The organism is Psychrobacter sp. 1Y10 (assembly GCF_052259005.1).
GTDB lineage: Bacteria > Pseudomonadota > Gammaproteobacteria > Pseudomonadales > Moraxellaceae > Psychrobacter > Psychrobacter saeujeotis.
Window position 1 is genome coordinate 122,409 of the sequence record NZ_JBQQES010000009.1, and the last position, 16,127, is coordinate 138,535.

Below are 16,127 nucleotides of genomic sequence, written 5' to 3' on the forward strand. Positions count from 1 at the left end.
AGTGACGCAAACCACGCAAAGTCCAAACATGACCGGCCATACTCAAACGGGTAATGCCGCCAAACACTTCGACGAAAAACAACAACGTATTGCTGAGGGTAGCGCTCAGCCTGTGATGCTATCTGGTGCAGAAATGTTGGTGCAATCACTAACAGATGAAGGGGTCGAATATATTTTTGGCTACCCAGGTGGTGCAGTTTTACATATATACGATGCGCTGTTTCAACAGGACAATATTGAACATATCTTAGTCCGTCATGAGCAAGCAGCAGGTCATATGGCAGATGCTTATTCGCGGACAACTGGCAATACTGGCGTTGTGTTAGCGACATCAGGGCCTGGTGCTACGAATACAGTGACTGCTATTGCCACAGCGTTTATGGACTCAGTGCCGATGGTCGTGATTTCAGGTCAAGTACCAAGCAGTTTAATCGGTGAAGATGCCTTCCAAGAAACGGATATGGTTGGTGTTTCAAGGCCGATCGTTAAACATAGCTTTCAAGTTCGTCATGCCAGCGAAATACCTTCAATCGTCAAGAAAGCTTTTTATATCGCTCAGTCAGGGCGTCCAGGTCCTGTCGTTATTGATGTGCCCAAAGACATGACTGCCCCTAGCGAAAAGTACGCTTACCAATATCCAAAGGATGTGTTCATAAGATCTTATCAGCCATCTGTTAAGGGTCATAGCGGTCAGATAAAAAGAGCTGTTGAGACTTTACTTGCTGCAAAGCGTCCCGTTGTTTATGCAGGTGGCGGCGTTATTTGGAGTAAGGCTCATGAAGAGTTAAAGGATATTGCTCATCGCTTGAACTTGCCTGTGACCAACACTTTGATGGGTCTTGGTACCTTCCCTGGTTCTGATCGTCAGTTCTTAGGAATGCTTGGTATGCATGGTACTTATGAGGCCAATATGACTATGCATCATGCAGATGTCATTTTAGCAGTTGGGGCACGTTTTGATGACCGCGTAACCAACAACGTCAAGAAGTTTTGTCCAAATGCGACAATCATCCATATAGATATTGATCCGGCGTCTATCTCAAAAACTATCTTTGCGCATATTCCTATCGTTGGTGATGTAAAGTCTGTACTTAGCGATATGTTATCTATTATTGGGGAAGATAAAGAGTTAGAACAACATGCATTATTAGATTGGTGGTCGCAGATCAACGAATGGCGCAAGCGTCATGGTCTACGTTATGACACTGATACTAAAAATGGTATCAAGCCGCAAAATGTGGTACAGACTTTGTGCAAAATCACCGAAGGTAATGCAATTATCACCAGTGATGTCGGTCAGCATCAAATGTTTGCTGCGCTTTATTACACCTATAATGAGCCACGTCAATGGCTTAACTCAGGGGGTCTGGGTACTATGGGCGTTGGTTTGCCATATGCCATGGCAGCAAAGCTTGTAAGACCAGAGCGCGATGTCGTCTGTATTACAGGTGAGGGCTCAATTCAGATGAACATTCAAGAGCTATCAACGTGTCTGCAGTATGATCTACCAGTTAAGATTTTAAACCTTAATAACGCGCAGTTGGGTATGGTTAAGCAGTGGCAGGATATGTTGTATGAGGGTCGTCATGCTCATTCTTATATGAATTCATTACCTGACTTCGTTAAATTGGCCGAAAGTTATGGTCATGTTGGTATCAAAATTACTGACCCTGAAAAAATGGAAGAGCAATTGGCTGAAGCAATGGCCATGAAAGACAAGCTTGTATTCATCGATGTCTATGTCGATCGTAACGAGCATGTATATCCGATGCAAGTCGCAGGTCAAACAATGCGTGATATGTGGTTATCAAAAGGGGAGCGTACCTAATGCAACAACATCTGATTTCGGTATTAATAGAAAACGAAGCGGGATCGTTGTCGCGGTTGGTTGGCTTGTTTTCTCAACGTGGGTACAATATTGAGACTCTAAACGTTGCACCAACAGAAGATCCATCCATTTCACGCTTGACAGTAACGACGATTACTTCACCAGAAAAAATAGAGCAAATTACCAAGCAGTTGCATAAGCTGGTTGAAGTAATTAAAGTATTGAATCTATCTGAAAATGTACACGTTGAACGTGAGCTCATGCTGATTAAGGTTCGTGCCACTGGTAGTGTGCGTGAAGAAATTAAACGCAGCGCTGACATATTCCGTGCTCAAATCGTCGATGTGAATGCAAACCTATATACCATCCAAATCGTGGGTGATACCGCTAAGCTTGATGGGTTTATTGATACTATCGGTCGTGAGCGTGTGCTTGAAGTGGTGCGTTCAGGTGTCATTGGTATTGCCCGCGGCGAGAAAACCTTAAGCGTCTAATATTACTCTGTTTTAAATCATTTTATTACTAGGCTTATATTGTTTACTATTTTAAAAAATAATTATGATATAAGTATTTACAACCCATGGCTTCCCATAATTGAGGAAAAGGACTCTACCTATGAACGTTTTTTATGATAAAGATTGTGATCTATCCATCATCCAAGGCAAAAAAGTGGCTATTATTGGTTATGGCTCACAAGGACATGCCCATGCTTTGAACTTACAAGAATCTGGGGTAGACGTAACAGTTGGTCTACGTGCCAATTCTGGTTCGTGGAGAAAGGCTGAAAACGCTGGTCTAAAAGTCTCTGAAGTAGAAGAGGCAGTAAAGGCCGCAGACGTTATCATGATTTTGACACCAGATGAGTTTCAAAAGCAGCTTTATAATGATGTGATTGAGCCAAATATCAAAGAAGGCGCCACGCTTGCTTTTGCCCATGGTTTCGCCATTCACTACAACCAAGTGGTACCGCGTAGCGATCTTGATGTCATCATGGTCGCACCAAAAGCACCAGGTCATACGGTACGTTCTGAGTTCGTTAAAGGTGGCGGCATCCCTGATCTTATCGCTATTTACCAAGATGCATCGGGTCAAGCCAAGCAGTTGGCACTATCTTATGCCGCTGGTGTTGGTGGCGGGCGCTCAGGTATTATCGAAACAACCTTTAAAGATGAGACTGAAACTGACTTGTTTGGTGAGCAAGCAGTATTATGTGGCGGTGCTGTTGAACTGGTCAAAATGGGCTTTGAAACCCTGACAGAAGCCGGTTACGCGCCAGAAATGGCTTATTTTGAGTGCTTACATGAACTTAAGCTTATCGTCGACCTCATGTATGAAGGCGGTATCGCTGACATGAACTATTCGATCAGTAACAACGCAGAGTATGGCGAGTATGTGACTGGTACTGAAGTTATTAATGAGCAATCACGCGAAGCCATGCGTAATGCGTTAAAACGTATCCAGTCTGGTGAATACGCCAAAATGTTCATCTCTGAAGGTGCCACCAACTATCCGTCTATGACGGCCCGTCGTCGTAACAACGCTGAGCACGAGATTGAAAAGACAGGTGCTAAGCTACGTGGTATGATGCCTTGGATTGGTGGTAATAAAATCATCGACAAAGACAAGAACTAAATAGTTATCTGCTAAGCTATTATTAAAACCCATGTTATCGATAGATAGCATGGGTTTTTTGACCTCATATCATCGTCATAGGAGCATTAAAATTACTACTTTTGATTAGAGTAAGCAAACAAGTACTGCAATTAAAATAAAAGGTTGTCCTACTAATTTTGGAAGTAATAAAAAATAGCGCTTGAAAACTTACAATCAACACCCAATGTAAACAACCGATATACCACTTATGCAAAAGTTAATGTTTATAAAACAATAAGCTTGGATCTAAGGGTCTTTGAGCGTTTTTCTTTATTTTTATTTATACTATAGGTTATATGCTGTGCAAATATCTTTTCCAGACTGGCTAACGCCGCAATTCGCATATATTTTTTTCAGCGCTGTCGTTGCCGTTCTGATTTGGATAGAAGGGGAGATGCTTAAACGTAGCAGCGGTAAGCTGCCAAAATCTCTGTTCTTTCAATTTAGCTCATTATTAGACACTTCATGGTTTTTCGTTTCTGTAGTCATGATATATGTGATTGATTTATCACCATTGGCAACGACTGTGCCAGCAGCATATGGTCTTTATACAGTCTTTGGTTGGATCTATGGAACACGTTTACTTAAACTTCGCGGTATTCCAGACTCTCCTGAGGATTTGGTAATACCTTCTAAGTATATTGCTTATAGTCAATCATTCGCTTTAATATTCTTTGGGTTGTGTTTATTTATCTTAGCACTTCCTTGGTTGCCCATATTTGAGTCTTAAGTGTGTTATTAAACTGGCTATATTTGGTTACACAAGTTTACTAAATGAACAACTATACCTTTACAAAAACTCGCAATTTAACATCCTGACCACAATAAAAGCTGCTATACTAAACCTGTACTTAGGGAGTTGTAGACGAAAATAGTCACATATCGTTAAGATATAACGCTGGTTTTAGTCTTAGTATTTGCTTAAAATTCAACTAAGTATTTGTCAATTAATCGGTGAAGACAAAAGTCTCATCAACAGTTAAAGAGTTAGGAAAATTTATGTCAGATAAAGTTGAAGGCACTGTAAAGTGGTTTAATGAAGCTAAAGGTTTTGGTTTTATCGCTCAAGACAACGGCGGACAAGACGTATTCGCTCACTACAGCGCTATCCAAGGTAACGGTTTTAAAACTCTAGCCGAAGGTCAAAAAGTGTCTTTCATCTTAGGTGATGGTAAGAAAGGACCACAAGCTGAGCAAATCGAAGCACTTTAATCTTATTGATGTTAAGTTTGATCAATACTTTTCATTTTTAAAGATAAAATAAAAGCTGAGATTAGTTTGTTGTATAACAACAAAAATATTGTTTAGACTCTATAAAAAAGCAACCTCTAATCAGGTTGCTTTTTTTATTGAAAAAATAACTTTGTAGACAAACTATTGAGTAATAATTAACAAACGATTGATTATAAATAAGAAGGTGCAGTAAGGTGATAATATGAAATGGGAAAACTGGTTTTCGATTGATTGGCAACAGGTAGTTGGCATCTCTTTATCCGCAGTAGGCTTTTATATTGGCCTTATGATGTTCACACGCTTGATGGGACTACGTAGCTTCTCCAAGCTATCGAGTCACGATTTTGCCATGACTGTAGCCATTGGTAGTATCCTGGCATCGACAGTATTATCTGACACGCCATCATTACTCCAAGGATTGTGTGCAGTTGGTGCATTATTTGTCATTCAAGGTTTGGTCTCGATGATAAGACGAAAAATCAAACCTTTAAAAGCACTGATAGATAATCAACCTATAATCTTAATGGCGCATGGTGAATATTTTTGGGACAACTTAAAAGAAGCTAACTTGAGCACTAGTGATGTCCAACAGGTATTACGTAAAAATAGTATTAAATCAAAATCAGAGGTTTTTGTCGTGATCATGGAAACAACTGGTGATATGAGCGTCATTAAAAATAACGATGTAACACCAGATTGGTCATTATTTAATGATATACGTGACAGCGAGCTGCTAATTGACGCTACTAAAAATTCTATGAAAAAAGATACTTTGAACAAAGCATAGTTAAATATGTAATAATAAATTTTGAACGATAAAATCATGAATATATTATGTCATCTGACATGTTTTATATAAATAGTGACAAATTTATGACGCATTATTCACGGCGTTGTCTTGACCTTACTAAGATGCTCACGCAAGATAGTTAGGTCTAATAAGTCAAGCTCAACAGATAATCGTTGACAAACGTAGCTACAAGATTTAAGTAATATTTTGCATCAAGTAAATCAATAGTTTTTGATTTATATTTTCAATTCATAACATTAATAAACGAGGAACGTATGAAAGCATTAGTCGCGGTCAAGCGTGTCATTGATTACAACGTAAAAGTTCGTGTAAAAGCTGATAACTCTGGTGTGGATTTATCGAATACCAAAATGTCTATCAACCCGTTTGATGAGATTGCAGTTGAAGAAGCGGTTCGTCTAAAAGAAGCTGGCGTCATTGACGAGATCATCGTCGCTTCTATTGGACCAAAAGAAGCACAAGAGCAAATTCGTGCAGCGTTAGCATTGGGCGCGGATCGTGGAGTCTTAGTCAAAACTGATGATAAACCATATCCGCTACAAGTCGCTAAAATTCTAAAAAGCATTGCTGAACAAGAAAGCACGGATATTATTTTGTTAGGTAAGCAAGCGATTGATGATGACAATAATCAGACAGGCCAGATGCTTGCAGCCTTAATGGGTATTGGTCAAGGTACGTTTGCTTCTGAAGTAAAAGTCGAAGGTGATAGCGTAAATGTGACTCGTGAAGTTGATGGTGGCTTACAGACAGTGGCGCTATCTCTACCTGCAGTGATTACAACTGATTTACGTTTAAACGAACCACGCTATGCAAAACTGCCAAATATCATGAAAGCTAAGAAAAAGCCTCTTGATGAGAAAACGCCAGCAGATTTTAGTGTTGAGATGACGTCTAAGCAAGAAATCGTTAAAGTTATGCCACCTGCTGAGCGTAAAGCTGGTATTACGGTAGCCTCAGTTGATGAGTTGGTCGATAAGCTAAAAAATGAAGCGAAAGTAATCTAAGACTTCGCTGACGCATTTATAGAGTGTTAGTACTGTAAATGCCGTATTTAAAAGCTATCTGACGACATGAACAAATAAATAAAGGACAAAAAAATGGCAATTTTGGTATATGCAGAACACGACAATGCCAGTCTAAAAAAGGCGACTCTAAGTACTATTGCAGCTGCTAAGCAAATGGGTGATGATATTCATGTATTGGTTGCTGGCAGTGGTAATCAAGCGGCGGCTGACGAAGCAGCAAAAGCTGAAGGCGTAAGCAAAGTGCTATTGGCAGATAACGCAGCTTACGAACATCAAATGGCAGAAAATATATCGTTATTGGTTGCAGATATTGCTGCAGACTATAGCCATATTATTGCACCAGCAACGACCACTGGCAAAAACTTTATGCCACGTACAGCAGCTTTACTGGATGTCAGTATGTTGTCAGAGATTTCTGCTGTTATAGATGCTCAAACTTTTGAGCGTCCTATTTACGCTGGTAATGCGACTGCTACGGTCAAGACGACGGAAAATAAAATCGTATTGACCGTACGTACAACGGCTTTTGATCCAGTGGCTGCTGAAGGCGGTTCTGCTACTGTTGAGACAATCGATAATGTACAAGATGCTGGCAAAGCAAGCTTTGTCAATGAAGAAATGGCCGCTTCTGATCGCCCTGAGTTGACATCGGCCTCAATCGTTGTATCAGGCGGACGTGCCTTAGCGAATGGTGAGAACTTCACCAAATATATCGAGCCATTAGCAGATAAGCTAGGCGCTGCGGTTGGTGCATCGCGTGCTGCGGTTGATGCAGGTTATGTCCCCAACGATATGCAGGTCGGTCAAACGGGTAAAATTGTCGCGCCAGATTTATATATCGCGGCTGGTATCTCAGGTGCTATCCAGCATTTGGCAGGTATGAAGGATTCAAAAGTTATTGTCGCCATTAACAATGACCCAGAATCTCCAATCGCAAGTGTTGCCGATTACTTCTTAGAAGCTGATCTATTTGACGCGATACCTGAGCTCACTAGTAAGGTCTAAGTTCGATAGATGATCTATAAAAGACAATCTAAAAATCCCGCTATCATCGATAGCGGGATTTTTTTAAGTTTAAACACCAAGCTAATATAACTATTCTATATTAACTGTATATGAGTTTAACTATAACGGCGCTGACGTAGCGTTTCATAAAGACAGAGCGAACCTGCGACCGCAACGTTAAGGCTCTCTTGTCCATTGGGCTGCGGTAAGGCGATAGGAGTTGCACATTGCATTAGCTCATCACAGACGCCTTGACCTTCATGGCCCATGATCCAAGCAGTCGGAGCGGTAAGGTTATGTTCGTAAATCAAAGTATCAGTATGTGAGCTGGTTGCCAATAAAGGGGTTTTTACACACTTTAGGATATTTTGAACACTCAAACCTTCATAAATAGTGAGCGCAAACTGCGCGCCCATTCCCGCCCGTAATGTCTTGGGTGACCATGTTTGGGCCGTGCCGCTAGTACAGAGTACTGTTTCTATCCCAACTGCGGCTGCGGTACGTAGTAGCGTACCGACGTTACCACTATCTTGTACATCATTTAAAATCAAGCAGTCGTAATCTATCACCGTTAAGCTTGGCACAGGTACGTTTATGACTCCCATAATATCGATACCTGTACCGAGACTTCGAATGCCCTCATAAAGTGCATCGGACAACGTCAAAACACCTGTGTGGGTAGGCAGACGTGTCAGAACTTGCTGAACCTCAGGATGCTGGTGAGCTGATTGTGCGAGTAGTATTTGAACAAATGGATAATCACTGCGTAGAGCTGCGTCAATAAGATGCACACCTTCAAGTACAGTCTGCCCTTGTTTTTTACGTTGACGAGCTTGAGACAACAGCGCTTTTACGAGTTTTACTGAAGGGTTTTTATCTGAAGTTATCAGCTCGGTAGAGTCTATTGACATAATTGACCGCTTAAAAAAGGTAAAGTTAACAACATTAAGAACAAGCCAGTCCAAAATACTTTTTAATATAGGACTGGTCATGCTTGGTGGATAGGATTACATTATAAATAAGTAATGATAATGCGTACTATTTATTGTCATACTTGATATGTAAGTCTTTGATATAGTCAACCTCGTTTTTACTACCAAGGACGACAGGGACTCGCTGGTGGATGTCGGTTGGGGATATATCTAAAATACGATTGGTGGCGTCAGTCGCACTGCCGCCTGCGCGTTCGATGAGTAAACTCATAGGATTGGCTTCGTACATTAAACGTAACTTGCCAGCTTTGTTTGGATACTTTGTATCAAAAGGATACGTGAATAACCCACCGCGGCATAGTATACGATGCACATCGCCAACCATAGCGGCTACCCAGCGCATATTAAAATCACGACCACGTACGCCTGTATCACCAGCGGTTAGCTCATCAATATACTGCTGCATAGGAGCACGCCAATAACGATAGTTTGAGCTGTTAATAGCATATTCATTAGTATCTGCGTCGATCTGTACATTGTCTTTTACTAGTATGTAGTCGTTACTATCTGGATCTAAGCTAAACATCACTACATTATCCGCTACCGTCAGTGCCAGCATGGTCGATGTGCCATATAGTAGGTAACCTGCTGCCAGCTGTGCGTTGCCCGCTTGTAAAAAGTCGCTATTTTCACTCGTTTGGCCCTGGCGCTGGTAGGGGAGTATAGAGAAAATAGTGCCTACCGCCATATTGATATCGATGTTTGATGAGCCATCAAGTGGGTCAAATAATACGAGTAAGTTACCATCTGCATTGGCAGGGGTTGCATCATCTAGCTCTTCTGACGCCACACCTGCACAGTGTTTGTTTTGTGCTAAAGCATCTAATAATAAATCATTGGCCAATACATCCAGTTTTTTTTGTTCTTCACCTTGGACATTTTGATTGCCTGCTTCGCCCAAAATGTCTGCTAACGCTCCTTTTCTGAGCAGTTGTGAAATGGTTTTACCAACTTCTGTGACAGTAGTGATAACATCGCTTACGGCAGAGTCAGTTTTTTGTGCTTTTAAATATTGGGCTAAAGTCGTCATAGTAGTTCCTAATAAATGGAAGAAGTCGTCTAAGATAAAAAATCATAAGGTTTAGAAATACGCTAGATTAAGCTTATGACTTAGAATATGTTCAGCTAAAACTTTGGTTGAATAAGTAAATATGCAAATAGCAGGCACGTTATCTTTGTCCTGCATGCAAAATCAGCTACACTATGTCTATTATTATTGATAATTTAGTCAGACTTGCTGCTTATTATCGTAGATAGTGGGTTATTTATGAAAGCGAGTAAGATGACATAGGCTACTGCGATAAAGTGTAGCAAATAAGTGCCAAAATGTCCTCGTGTCTGTACACATGGTCATAGTCGTGAACGAAAAAATCGTTATGATTGACTTGATATAAACCCATAATAAAGACTTGCCATTATGCCAACTTCCAAAAAAAACACACCTACAAATACTGTATCACCATCCAAATACGCCACATTTGACCATGATACTGTCCATCAGAGACTCAACACTTCCCTTAGTCGTCCACAGTTAAACCAAGATGGAAGTTTGCGTCACTTTTTGGGCGTAGAAGGGCTAAATAAATCACAACTACAAGCCATCATTGCTAAAGCTGAAACTTTCTTTGATGAAAATGGTCAACTAATCAATCGGCCTGAGCTTGAAGGCTGCACAGTCATGAATCTGTTTTTTGAGCCTTCGACCCGTACCCGCACTACTTTTGAGGTGGCAGAAAAGCGTCTTGGAGCCAATGTGCTAAACATTGATATTGCGCGCTCTAGTACAAAAAAAGGCGAAAGTCTACGCGATACTCTATGGAATTTGCAGGCAATGACAGCTGATATTTTTGTAGTCAGGCATTCTGCATCAGGGGCTGCGCATTTTATGGCGACTGAGGTGACACCAGATATCGCTATTATCAATGGCGGTGATGGCTGGCATGCGCACCCGACCCAAGGGATGCTAGATATGCTGACCATTCATCGCGCCGCGCCGCGCCCGTTTGAGGCGCTATCAGTTGCTATCATCGGTGATATTAAGCATTCAAGAGTCGCGCGCTCCGATATCAATGCGCTGCAAACTTTAGGTGTCAAAGATATTCGCGTCTGCGCGCCACGTACGCTATTACCTAAGGGAATTGAGCGTTACGGTGTGCGTGTGTATGAAAATATGAATGAGTGCGTCACAGACTGTGATGTCATCATGGGATTAAGAATACAAAATGAGCGCATTGGCTCGCCGCTACTGGCCTCATCAAGTGAATATTACAAACATTATGGTATTACGCCTGAACGGGTAGCGCTAGCAAAACCTGACGCTCTAATTATGCACCCAGGTCCGATGAATCGAGGTATTGAGATTGCCTCAAGTGTAGCCGATGGTCCACAGTCTGTTATTTTAGAGCAAGTAAGTAATGGTGTAGCGATTCGTATGGCTGTGTTATCACTTGCCATGGAAGGCCAACGCGCTCATCAAACAGCAAGAAACTCATAAAAGACACCTAACCAATGACGTTAACAGCTGATATTTTGTAATGTAAACTTTAGACGTTTGATGAATCGATTCTATTTATTTAATTATTGATATGGTAACAAGCTCATGACTGACCCCATTACTACTGATGCACAGATGATAAATTTACTTCCTAACGTCTTTAAGAAATCGTTACCGAATGAGACGATGAATAAACTTACAAACCTTGAGACTGGTCGTGAGACTTGGTTATTACCTCCATTAGTAGACTTGTGCGCACGCCTACGCGAACCCGGACAGCAGCAACATGGGACATTATCCTCTGAAGGTCGAGCTGCCCGTGGCAATGGTTTTTTGCATGTAGTGATTCCACCTGATACCAACCCTATCTTAGAAAATGGCTCACTACTCAAAGGTTTGCGTGAACGTGCACTTGAAGATGGTGGTATTTATTTGCATGTACTTGGCGCATTGACAGCAGGTCTAGAAGGGACGCGTCCCTCTAATATCGCAGGTCTTAAAAAAGGAGGCTGTATTGCTGTTTCCAACGCGCGCAGGCCTTTTGATAATGATTTGGTATTGTTACGGACGTTAGAATATGCCGCAACCTTTGGTATGAAAGTGTTTTTTTATCCTGATGAGCCAAGTTTATCCGGCAATGGGGTTGCACACGAAGGCTACATTGCTTCTTATCACGGTCTGCAAGGTATTCCTTGGATCGCTGAGACCGTCGCCCTGTCTACCCAGTTATTGATGGTAGAGGAGACGGGTATTGCAGCTCATTTTAGTCAATTGTCCTGTAAGTCTTCAGTAGAGCTGATGCGCTGGGCAAAAGACAAAGGACTGCCAGTAACGTGTGATGTGGCGATGCATCAGCTATATTTGACAGATGACAATCTAGAAGGCTTTAATGCCCAAGCTTATGTATTACCGCCATTACGTAGTAACACTGATCAACAAGCACTGCTACGTGGCCTCAAAGATGGGACTATCGATGCCATTTGCAGTCATCATGAACCCCTAAATTCTACAGCCAAAAAAGCACCTTTCGCTGAGAGTACACCTGGTATCTCAAATTTCGACACCTTTATGGCTTTAGCCTGTCAATTAGTACGGGATAAGGTATTAACAGTAGAGCAGCTAGTAGATAAGATTTGCATCAACCCTGCGCAAATTGCTGGAATAAGTACCAAATATGAGAGCTTGGGCGGTGCAATCTTAGTCGATCCTAATCTTGAGTGGCAGGTGACAGTAGATACCATGTTATCGAACGGCAAAAACACCCCGTTTTTTAACCAGCATCTGCAAGGCCGAGTCGTGGAGACCTTCTTTGGTTAATTCGTCCCAGCATAATGACAATTCACGACCTTCTATAGCAAGTGAAAGTCATCAGTTATTAGGTGATGACGATAGTTTGTCGAACAAAGCGACCAAAGACAGCGAATCTAGCGAATCGATTAAAGCGGTTGCAGTATACGAGATTGTCAAAGGGGCGGGCGCGCTGATAGGGGCTTTTGCGTTATGGCTTTGGCATACTAATCTTGAGCGCTGGCTGGCCCAAGCATCGGATTCATGGCAACAACGCTTTGGCAGCCTGTTGTCACCACAAATTGACAGTATCGTCCAAATTGCCCAGCAAGCAAGTAAAAACTGGTCACTTTTTTTGTTGTTTATCTTTGCTTATGTCAGTCTGCGTTTTATTGAAGCTTATGGGTTATGGCAAGATAAAACATGGGCGTACTGGTTTAGCGTTATCGGTTATGGAATATTCATTCCTATTGAGATTTACTACTTAATAGTGAGCCCATTTGATTGGTTCAAACTGGGAATCTTACTACTAAATATTATTATTGTCGTTGTGGTCTATCGTAATATGAAACGTAAAGGTTTGATATAACCTTGATAGCAAACCTTATCATAGAGCAGCTGTGCTGTTGAGAGATTGGCACTAGGAAACCAGTATGACGTCATGGCTATATATCTCGCTGACTACTTCGATAGTTATATAGCGTTAATTGTATGGTTTAGATAAGCTGATTAGCTAAATTAATCGCTATTTATGCATAACAGGCTGAATCCTCTTAGCGACTTTACCAATGCTTAACCCTTGTACCAAGATAGAGAAGACGACGACAGCATAGGTAAGCGCCAGTAAAATGTCACGCTCCATCCCTGAGGGTAGCTGTAGTACTAAAGCCACCGAAATGCCGCCGCGTAACCCGCCCCAGGTCAATACTTTCCATGCCCCCTCAGGCAGTTGTAGCTGTCGACTAAAGGTTTTAGTAGTCATGCCGACGACGATAAGGCGAGCAAGTAAGGCAATCATGATACTCAAACCTCCAGCAATAAATAGATTGCCCGAGTAGGCAATAATGACCACCTCAAGACCGATCAGTACAAATAAAATGGCATTCAAAATCTCATCTATCAGCTCCCAAAACAGATCGATATAATGGCGAGTCTTATCGCTCATCGCAAGCTCACGACCACGGTTGCCGACCATTAACCCCATCATCACCATAGCAAGTGGTCCAGATAAATGCCAATGACTGGCCAATGCATAACCGCCTATTACCCCTGCCAGCGTCAACAGTACTTCCTCTTGATAACTATCAATGCTTTTGAGTAAATAGTACAAAATAGCGCCAAGTACCAAGCCAAAAATAATACCGCCGCCAGCCTCAACGGCTAGAGTATGTGCCACATAATTAACCGTGGGAATATCACCACTAGATAGGATACCGAGCAATAGGACAAATATGACAACGCCGATACCGTCGTTGAATAGTGACTCGCCAGCGATGACTGTCTCGATACTCTTTGGTGCTCCCGCTGATGCTAATATTCCCATAACCGCAATAGGATCTGTAGGCGATATCAGAGCACCAAACAATAGGCACCAAATGAAAGGCAGCCCAAAACCGAGGAGTGGTAGCATAAAGTAAAGGGCAGTAGCGATCAGCACGGCTGATACTAGCGTACCAATACATGCAAGAATACCTATAGGAAGTTTATAACGCTTCAAATCACCAATATTGACGTGCAAAGCCCCGGCAAACAGGAGCATAGATAGCATGCCATCAAGTAAGACTTCAGTGAAATCTAGTTGATCTAATAAACTCACCTCATAGTCAATAAGCTGATCGAAGCCCAAAAATCCTAAAAAAATCGCTATCATGGATAAGACAATAGAGATAACCATGACCCCGATTGTAGTTGGCAAGCCAATAAAGCGATGATTGACGTAAGCCAATATCGCCGTTACTGATAAGAAAATAGCGCTAATCTCAAGTATGGTCAGGCTGGTTGCAGATGCCATAAAAGCAGTCTCGATGAGTATAAAAGTTGTTGAAAGGATAACAGGTATTTAGCAGATAGATAGTGCTAGTATTGCTTAATACCTATAGCAAAATTTAGACGTATATATTGAGTTACGGACTACTTATTTACCTTGATTGTGTCTGTAAATCTTTATAAATATGCATATCAAACTTACTGATATATTCAAAATGTTGATGTTGCGCATTGTCGTCATGAATAAACTGCCGTGCTTGTTGGCACATGGCTATCAGGTCCTCTGCCAGCTCCTTATAACTTAGATTCGCTTGACCTGCGTGTTCAATCAAAGTCAGCTCGCGCAATAAAGTCTGACGCTGTGCGCTATTGACTCGAGCATAGTTTAAGTCAGTCACTGCCTGACAAAGCGCCTTTAATACCATTAGGTCAGCAATAGCATATCGACGTATCTCACCTAAGGAGGTTTCGATAAAGTCAGATATCTTTGGTGTTCTGGTGATAAGCGCCAGTATTGCGACACGCGGCTGATTAACCGTAATATTAGACTCATCTTTGTCTTTTGGTGGCGTATAAAAATGATAAGGGCTAGGTGGCTGCCGACGTAACATTAGGCTTAAACAAATGGTCAAAGACTGTACACAGTTGACAGCTGTTTTAGGATCATTAATCCCAGGAGACAATGCCCGCACAGCGATCTCAGTGACTTGCCCCAAACTTGATGCTATATCATTGGTATAAGCGGACTGACGCTCAAAGTGCAGACAAGCGGCAAAGCGTTGCCAAAATATGCCATCGGGTGCCTGTGGAGATACTGCAAGCTGAGAGGTTTTGGTCTTTTTTAGGTTGCTAATATGTGCTGTTGGGCGCCGATAAAAATGCCCTATAACGTTTTTATCAGTGACAAAATCGCCAAGATTGGTATGCAATTGCACCACACCGCCATAATCTTGTGCCAATGTAATAAGTGATTCAAAGTAGATTTGTTGTAAGTAGCCTGAAGTTGGTGCATAGATAGGTGTAGCGGCCCAAGAATGATATTGTTCAACATCATCGCTATTTATGACATTATACTGATGCTCCATCTCGCAGTTGTCGCTATACCAGTAATGAATGTTTTTAATAGCATCATTACATGCTCCTTGAATCACGCGTGACGCTTGAATAGCATGGACCATATGTTGGACAAAGTAGACCAAAAGTAAGGCACAGACAACAGCCATTACGATAGCAAAAGTAACAGATAGCTGTGGCACACCAAAGTTGACGTCATGCTTGTGAATGGCCTTTAAGACCAGCAAGCTATAGCTGAACGTACCGATAAAGGCGCCAAGTACAAACTGGTTTGAGGTGTCTGTAAGAAAGTTACGTAAGAGCCGTGGGCCAAATTGTGATGAGGCCATAGACAGGACGGCAATGGTAATCGAAAAAGTAGTACCAGCCACACCTAAGACAGCTCCTGCGATCGTCGTCATGATAGCTCTTGCAGAAGAGTCATCACCAGTAAACGCAAAACTAATATCTTTAACAGTTGCGCGATCAAACTGTTGATCGATAGCAATAAATAAAGGGGCTAAAAGTATGCCTGTCAGTACACAAGCAGTCGGGATAAACCAGTAAGAACCGATGAGCTGCTGCCATAGATTTCTTAATCGATCAGGTAGATCGGTTAGAGTCTGTAGTGACCATAACTGGATAAATTTTTTGAGTGCGTCAAGACTGGTCGACAGTATGCGTGTGGGCAGGTTGTTTTTGTCATTTTTGGTCACTGCCATAGGCTCCAAAGGGTTGAGAGTATATTTTGACTCATGTC

Annotated in this window: 15 protein-coding genes; 11 read left to right on the top strand and 4 right to left on the bottom strand. The window is 41.8% G+C overall.

All coding sequences use genetic code 11. The features are described from left to right. Positions 1 to 115: 115 nt before the first annotated feature. The 8 genes from ACTXGH_RS11975 (at position 116) to ACTXGH_RS12010 (ending at position 7,555) form a co-directional block, all read left to right on the top strand. The gene (locus ACTXGH_RS11975; RefSeq protein ID WP_439263337.1) at positions 116 to 1,828 is read left to right on the top strand and encodes an acetolactate synthase 3 large subunit; all 1,713 of its coding nucleotides are present in this window, start codon (positions 116 to 118) and stop codon (positions 1,826 to 1,828) included. Then, the gene (gene ilvN / locus ACTXGH_RS11980) at positions 1,828 to 2,322 is read left to right on the top strand and encodes an acetolactate synthase small subunit (protein WP_299221401.1); all 495 of its coding nucleotides are present in this window, start codon (positions 1,828 to 1,830) and stop codon (positions 2,320 to 2,322) included. Before ACTXGH_RS11975 ends, ilvN begins: the two co-directional genes overlap by 1 nt. A gap of 121 nt (positions 2,323 to 2,443) precedes the next feature. Then, positions 2,444 to 3,460, top strand: coding sequence for a ketol-acid reductoisomerase (gene ilvC, locus ACTXGH_RS11985; RefSeq protein ID WP_299221398.1), 1,017 nt, complete (start codon positions 2,444 to 2,446; stop codon positions 3,458 to 3,460). A gap of 322 nt (positions 3,461 to 3,782) precedes the next feature. Further along, positions 3,783 to 4,211 (top strand): hypothetical protein, encoded by a 429-nt coding sequence (locus ACTXGH_RS11990; protein WP_439263287.1) that lies wholly within the window; start codon positions 3,783 to 3,785, stop codon positions 4,209 to 4,211. Positions 4,212 to 4,480: 269 nt separating this feature from the next. After that, on the top strand, positions 4,481 to 4,693 hold the full coding sequence (locus ACTXGH_RS11995; protein ID WP_058368296.1) for a cold-shock protein: 213 nt from the start codon (positions 4,481 to 4,483) through the stop codon (positions 4,691 to 4,693). A 223-nt stretch (positions 4,694 to 4,916) separates the two neighbouring features. Then, positions 4,917 to 5,501: a DUF421 domain-containing protein gene (locus ACTXGH_RS12000; protein ID WP_439263289.1), complete on the top strand. Its 585-nt coding sequence runs from the start codon at positions 4,917 to 4,919 to the stop codon at positions 5,499 to 5,501. Between the two features lie 278 nt (positions 5,502 to 5,779). Beyond that, positions 5,780 to 6,529 carry an electron transfer flavoprotein subunit beta/FixA family protein gene (locus ACTXGH_RS12005; protein ID WP_439263291.1) on the top strand — a complete coding sequence of 250 codons (750 nt, stop codon included), beginning with the start codon at positions 5,780 to 5,782 and terminating at the stop codon, positions 6,527 to 6,529. A gap of 93 nt (positions 6,530 to 6,622) precedes the next feature. Further along, entirely contained in the window at positions 6,623 to 7,555 is a 933-nt protein-coding gene (locus ACTXGH_RS12010) for an electron transfer flavoprotein subunit alpha/FixB family protein (protein ID WP_439263292.1), read from the top strand. Positions 7,556 to 7,671: 116 nt separating this feature from the next. Here ACTXGH_RS12010 and ACTXGH_RS12015 read toward each other — a convergent pair whose 3' ends face one another. Both ACTXGH_RS12015 and ACTXGH_RS12020 read right to left on the bottom strand, forming a co-directional pair. Then, positions 7,672 to 8,466: a TrmH family RNA methyltransferase gene (locus ACTXGH_RS12015; RefSeq protein WP_439296542.1), complete on the bottom strand. Its 795-nt coding sequence runs from the start codon at positions 8,464 to 8,466 to the stop codon at positions 7,672 to 7,674. 127 nt (positions 8,467 to 8,593) lie between these two features. Beyond that, positions 8,594 to 9,577 carry a class 1 fructose-bisphosphatase gene (locus tag ACTXGH_RS12020; RefSeq protein WP_439296541.1) on the bottom strand — a complete coding sequence of 328 codons (984 nt, stop codon included), beginning with the start codon at positions 9,575 to 9,577 and terminating at the stop codon, positions 8,594 to 8,596. 387 nt (positions 9,578 to 9,964) lie between these two features. On the opposite strand from ACTXGH_RS12020, the gene ACTXGH_RS12025 reads away from it, so the two are divergent. The 3 genes from ACTXGH_RS12025 to ACTXGH_RS12035 all read left to right on the top strand — a co-directional run bounded on the left by ACTXGH_RS12025 (position 9,965) and on the right by ACTXGH_RS12035 (position 12,917). Continuing rightward, the gene (locus ACTXGH_RS12025) at positions 9,965 to 11,041 is read left to right on the top strand and encodes an aspartate carbamoyltransferase catalytic subunit (protein WP_439296540.1); all 1,077 of its coding nucleotides are present in this window, start codon (positions 9,965 to 9,967) and stop codon (positions 11,039 to 11,041) included. A 135-nt stretch (positions 11,042 to 11,176) separates the two neighbouring features. Then, a complete protein-coding gene (locus tag ACTXGH_RS12030; RefSeq protein ID WP_439263338.1) occupies positions 11,177 to 12,358 on the top strand; it encodes a dihydroorotase in 1,182 nt (393 codons plus the stop codon). Continuing rightward, positions 12,351 to 12,917, top strand: a complete 567-nt coding sequence (locus tag ACTXGH_RS12035) for a DUF2127 domain-containing protein (protein WP_439263300.1) — start codon at positions 12,351 to 12,353, stop codon at positions 12,915 to 12,917. Before ACTXGH_RS12030 ends, ACTXGH_RS12035 begins: the two co-directional genes overlap by 8 nt. A 156-nt stretch (positions 12,918 to 13,073) precedes the next feature. Here ACTXGH_RS12035 and ACTXGH_RS12040 read toward each other — a convergent pair whose 3' ends face one another. Continuing rightward, positions 13,074 to 14,339, bottom strand: a complete 1,266-nt coding sequence (locus ACTXGH_RS12040; RefSeq protein ID WP_439296539.1) for a cation:proton antiporter — start codon at positions 14,337 to 14,339, stop codon at positions 13,074 to 13,076. A 127-nt stretch (positions 14,340 to 14,466) separates the two neighbouring features. Continuing rightward, on the bottom strand, positions 14,467 to 16,089 hold the full coding sequence (locus ACTXGH_RS12045; protein WP_439263302.1) for a DUF2254 domain-containing protein: 1,623 nt from the start codon (positions 16,087 to 16,089) through the stop codon (positions 14,467 to 14,469). Positions 16,090 to 16,127: the final 38 nt, after the last annotated feature.